4 protein-coding genes and 1 pseudogene are annotated in these 4,652 nt (G+C 69.6%); 3 read left to right on the top strand and 2 right to left on the bottom strand.

Annotation, left to right across the window (positions count from 1 at the left end; all coding sequences use genetic code 11):
• Positions 1–80: 80 nt before the first annotated feature.
• From OEY_RS0111035 to OEY_RS0111025, 3 genes are all read left to right on the top strand, one after another.
• Positions 81–1,457 (top strand): TrkH family potassium uptake protein, encoded by a 1,377-nt coding sequence (locus OEY_RS0111035; protein ID WP_029539991.1) that lies wholly within the window; start codon positions 81–83, stop codon positions 1,455–1,457.
• Positions 1,450–2,115, top strand: a complete 666-nt coding sequence (locus OEY_RS0111030; protein WP_272942268.1) for a potassium channel family protein — start codon at positions 1,450–1,452, stop codon at positions 2,113–2,115. The genes OEY_RS0111035 and OEY_RS0111030 overlap by 8 nt, the downstream gene beginning before the upstream one ends.
• 98 nt (positions 2,116–2,213) lie before the next feature.
• Positions 2,214–3,284: a potassium channel family protein gene (locus OEY_RS0111025; protein WP_010593935.1), complete on the top strand. Its 1,071-nt coding sequence runs from the start codon at positions 2,214–2,216 to the stop codon at positions 3,282–3,284.
• Positions 3,285–3,294: 10 nt separating this feature from the next.
• Here OEY_RS0111025 and OEY_RS0111020 read toward each other — a convergent pair whose 3' ends face one another.
• Together OEY_RS0111020 and OEY_RS0111015 are read right to left on the bottom strand one after the other, a co-directional pair.
• Positions 3,295–4,164: an oxidoreductase gene (locus tag OEY_RS0111020; RefSeq protein WP_010593934.1), complete on the bottom strand. Its 870-nt coding sequence runs from the start codon at positions 4,162–4,164 to the stop codon at positions 3,295–3,297.
• A 188-nt stretch (positions 4,165–4,352) separates the two neighbouring features.
• Positions 4,353–4,652: pseudogene (locus OEY_RS0111015) on the bottom strand (short-chain dehydrogenase); the annotation flags it as partial.

Genomic DNA, 4,652 nt, shown 5'->3' with positions numbered 1-4,652 from the left:
CGCGACCATTCTCGAGGGCTGCATGCCGGTCATCTCTACCCGGTTCCCCGGCGACCCGGAGCGGGTCTAGTCTCCTCCGGGTGAGAACACCCGCCGGCGCATCCGCGCCGTCCCTGCTGCGGCGACTGGCAGCGCGGGCGACCCTGACCCCGGTCAGGGTCGTGGCGCTGAGCTTCGCCGCGGCGATCGCCGTCGGCACGGCCGCGCTCCTCACCCCCGCGGCGCGCCGGCCCGACGCCACGGCCTCCGTCGTCGACGCCCTGTTCACCGCCACCTCGGCGATGTGCCTGACCGGGCTGGTCGTCGTCGACACGCCCACCCACTGGTCCGGTTTCGGCCAGGGCGTCATCCTCGCCCTGATCCAGGCCGGGGGGTTCGGGATCATGACCATGGCTTCGCTCGTGGGCCTGCTGCTCGCGAACCGGATCGGCCTCAAGGCCCGACTGAACACCGCCGCCGAGGCGCGTGCATCCGGACTCGGCGACGTCCGCTCGGTCGTCGTCGGCGTCGTGCGGATGAGCGTGCTCATCGAAGCGGTCACTGCGGTGGCGCTCGCAGCGCGGTTCGCGCTCGGCTACGAGGAACCACCCCTGCGGGCGGTGTGGCTGGGGGTGTTCCACTCCGTCTCGGCGTTCAACAACGCCGGCTTCGCCCTCTACAGCGACAACATGATCGGCTTCGCCGAAGATCCCTGGATCTGTGTGCCGCTCATGGTCGCGGTGATCCTCGGCGGAATCGGGTTCCCGGTCCTGTTCGAAGTGACCCGGCACGTACGGGGCCGCAGCACTCGATGGAGCCTGCACACCCGGCTGACCGTGACCGTCACCGCGGTGCTGCTGGTGGTGGGACCCGCGCTCGTGCTGATCCTCGAATGGACCCGCACCCTGCAGCACTACCACTTCGGCCAGAAGTTGCTCGTCGCCACGTTCCAGGGCGTCATGCCCCGCACGGCGGGGTTCAACAGCGTCGACTACGCGCAGGTGGACGACGCGACGCTGCTCGTGACCGACGTGCTGATGTTCATTGGCGGCGGCAGCGGCGGCACCGCAGGCGGGATCAAGGTGACCACCTTCGTGCTGCTGCTGTTCGTCATCGCGGCCGAGGCCCGTGGTGAGCGTTCGGTGACCGTGTTCGACCGGCGCATCGACACCCGGGTGCAGCGCCAGGCGCTGTCGGTAGCGTTGATCGGCGTCGGTCTGGTGGCGGTGCCGACCATCGTCCTGCTCGCCGGCACCGGATTCGATCTCGACGTGCTGCTGTTCGAGGTCACCTCCGCGTTCGCCACGGTCGGGCTGTCCACGGGAATCACCGCTCAGCTTCCGGCCTGGGGACAGCTCGTCCTGGTACTGCTGATGTACCTCGGCCGGATCGGCTCGATCACCCTGGTCAGCGCCCTCGCCGCCCGCGAACGCGGACGGCGCTACGAACTTCCCACCGAAAGGCCCTTCATTGGCTAGGAAACCTGCCTCCGACGTCGTGGTCGTGCTCGGACTCGGCCGCTTCGGCAAGTCACTGGCGCTGGAGTTGATGACCCAGGGCACGGAAGTGCTCGGCATCGACTCGAGCGAGGCGGTCGTGCAGAAGGTCGCCCACCGCCTGACCCATGCCGTGGTCGCCGACACCACCGACGAGGAATCGCTGCGGCAACTTTCGGTGCACGAGTACGGGCGCGCCGTCGTGGGCATCGGTTCCGACCTCGAGGCCAGCCTGCTGACGGCCTCGGCGTTGATCAACATGGCGGTGCCGAACGTGTGGGCCAAGGCCATCAGCAACGCGCACGCGAAGATCCTCAGCCAGATCGGCGTGCACCACGTCGTCCGGCCCGAACACGACATGGGCAAGCGCGTCGCCCACCTGGTCCGCGGCCGGATGATGGACTACATCGAGTTCGACGACGGTTTCGCGATGGTCAAGACCACCCCGCCCGCATTCGCGATCGGCCGGCGCCTCGGCGACACCGCGGTCCGCTCCGATTTCGGTGTCACCGTCGTGGCGATCAAGCGTCCCGGCGAAGGCTTCACCTACGCCACCGCCGACACCGTGCTCGCCCCGGGCGACACCATCATCGTCTCCGGCCAGGTCCGCAACACCGAACGCTTCAGCGAACTGACCTGACGGCCGTCGGAACGACGTAGGCTGCTGACGATGTCTCCGACAGCGCACCAGGCGCCCCCGGGCCCCCGGCCGGGCCGCGGCACCGAACGAAGCCGGCCGTGCCCGGTAGCACGCTCCGGGCCCGGTTCAGCCGCTCCGACACCCTGACCGAGCGACCCGATTTCACACTGGTGGGCATCCTGCGGGTGCCGCAGTTGCAGACCAGTCCGGGCCGCGCGATCGTGCGCCGAATCGGGTACGCCCTGATCGCCCTGACCCTGGTGGTGCTCGTCGTCTACCTGGACCGCGACGGCTACTCCGACAACCAGGACAACGAGCTGTCGCTGCTGGACTGCATCTACTACGCGACAGTATCGCTCTCGACCACCGGCTACGGCGACATCACTCCCATCACGCCCGCGGCCCGTCTGGTCAACGTCCTGGTCATCACCCCGCTTCGGATCTTCTTCCTCATCATCCTGGTCGGCACCACCCTCTCCGCCCTGACCGAGAGTTCCCGGCAAACCTTCCGCATCCAACGCTGGCGACACGGGGTGCGCAACCACACTGTGGTCGTCGGCTACGGCACCAAGGGCCGCACCGCGGTCGATGCGATGCTCGGCGACGGCGCCGCGCCCTCGGACATCGTCGTCGTCGACACCGACCCGGTGGTGCTCGACGCCGCCAACGGCCGGGGCCTGGTCACCGTGCAGGGCTCGGCGACCAAATCGGATGTGCTGCGTCTGGCCGGGGTGCCGCACTGCAACTCGATCGTCGTCGCCGCCAACCGCGACGACTCCGCTGTACTCGTCACCCTCACCGCCCGCGAACTCGCCCCCGCCGCCAAGATCGTCGTGGCCATCCGCGAATCGGAGAACACCCACCTGCTGCGCCAGTCGGGCGCCGACACGGTGGTGATCTCGTCCGAGACGGCGGGCCGGTTGCTCGGAGCCGCCACCATCACCCCGAACGTCGTGGAAATGATCGAGGATCTGCTCACTCCGGAGGAAGGCTTCGCGATCGCCGAACGCGACGTCGAAGCCGACGAGGTCGGCGACTCACCGCGGCACCTGCCGGATATCGTCCTGGGCATCGAACGCAACGGCCGCCTGCTGCGTGTCGGGTCCCCGGAGGTGGAGACGGTCATGACCGGCGACCGGTTGCTCTACATCCGGCGCGTCTCGGACTGACGTGCTGCCGCTATCCGGCGGGCGCGCACAGCTTCGCCGACAGCTCCCAGAGCCCACGGGCGACAGCCTCGTCGTGCGAGCGGGAGTTGGATTCGACACGCTCGGGACTGCCGCGCATCTCGAACAGTCCGCCCGGCCCGTAGTACCCGCCGGGTTCGACGCCGGGCGCGGTGGCCGCATACAGCAGTGGTAGCGCGCCGGTCTGGGCGGACTGCCCCACCAGCTTGTTCGCCACGCCCAGGAACAGGTCCTGGATCGACTCGGTGTGCGACTGCAGGTTCGTCGACGAGTACCCCGGGTGGGCGGCCACCGCCACGACCGCGGACCGCCGCTCGGTGAGCCTGCGCTGCAGCTCCTGGGTGAACAGCAGGTTGGCCAGCTTCGACTGCCCGTACGCCAGCCACCGGTCGTAGCGGCGGTACACCCAGTTCAGGTCGTCGAGGTCGATGCGACCGATCCGGTGCATGATGCTCGACATCGTCACCACGCGGTCCGTGACGCGTTCGAGGAGCAGGTCGGTGAGGGCGAAGTGGCCGAGGTGGTTGGTCCCGATCTGCATCTCGAATCCGTCGACGGTGCGACGCAGCGGCACCGCCATCACACCTGCGTTGTTGACCAGCACGTCGACCTCGTCGATACCCGCTGCGAACTCCCGCACCGACGCCAGGTCGGCCAGATCGAGGCGCCGGACCTGCGCGGCGGGCCCGATCTCCCGGGCGACGGCCTCGCCCGCGGCCACGTTCCGGCACGCCAGCACCACCCGCGCCCCCGCGGCCCCGAGGGCACGGGCGGCCACCGCGCCCAGCCCGCTGTTCGCGCCGGTCACCACGAAGGTGCGGCCGTCCTGCTTCGGGATGTCGCGTGTGGTCCAAGCCGTCATGTCGGCCACCCTACGGTGAGCGGAGTACGCGGGGGAAGGAACGCGTCCCGGGTCGGCGCCCCGGCCGGCCGCAGCGGGGCCCCGGACCGTGACCTTCCACCCCGACGGGTCACGACATCACGGGGTCCCCGTCGACGCCGCAGTCCGGCGCCGTTCGCTACAGGCGCGTTCGCTACAGGCACCGTTCGCTACAGGTCGAACCGCACGCCCGTGAGCTGCTCCGACAGCTCCCACAGTCGCCGGGCGGTCTCCGGATCCGCGGCGTGTCGGCTGTAGGCGGCCACGGTCGGCGGGCCGTACAACTCGAAGAAGCGGTCCGGTCCGATGTAGCCGCCGGTCACCTCCGGATCGGTGGCGGCGACCACGACGGATTCCGCACCCTCGGCGGGGGTGCGTCCGAGCACCTTCTTCCCGAGTCGGAACAGCTGGTCGAACCACGTCCCGGTGTGCGTGCCGACCTCGGTGGCCGCGTACCCCGGGTGCGCGGC

The sequence above is a fragment of the Rhodococcus sp. P14 genome (genome assembly GCF_000256505.1).
Taxonomy (GTDB): Bacteria; Actinomycetota; Actinomycetes; order Mycobacteriales; family Mycobacteriaceae; genus Rhodococcus; species Rhodococcus ruber.
Note: the sequence above shows the minus strand (reverse complement) of the source record. Positions and strands in the feature narration are given on the sequence as shown.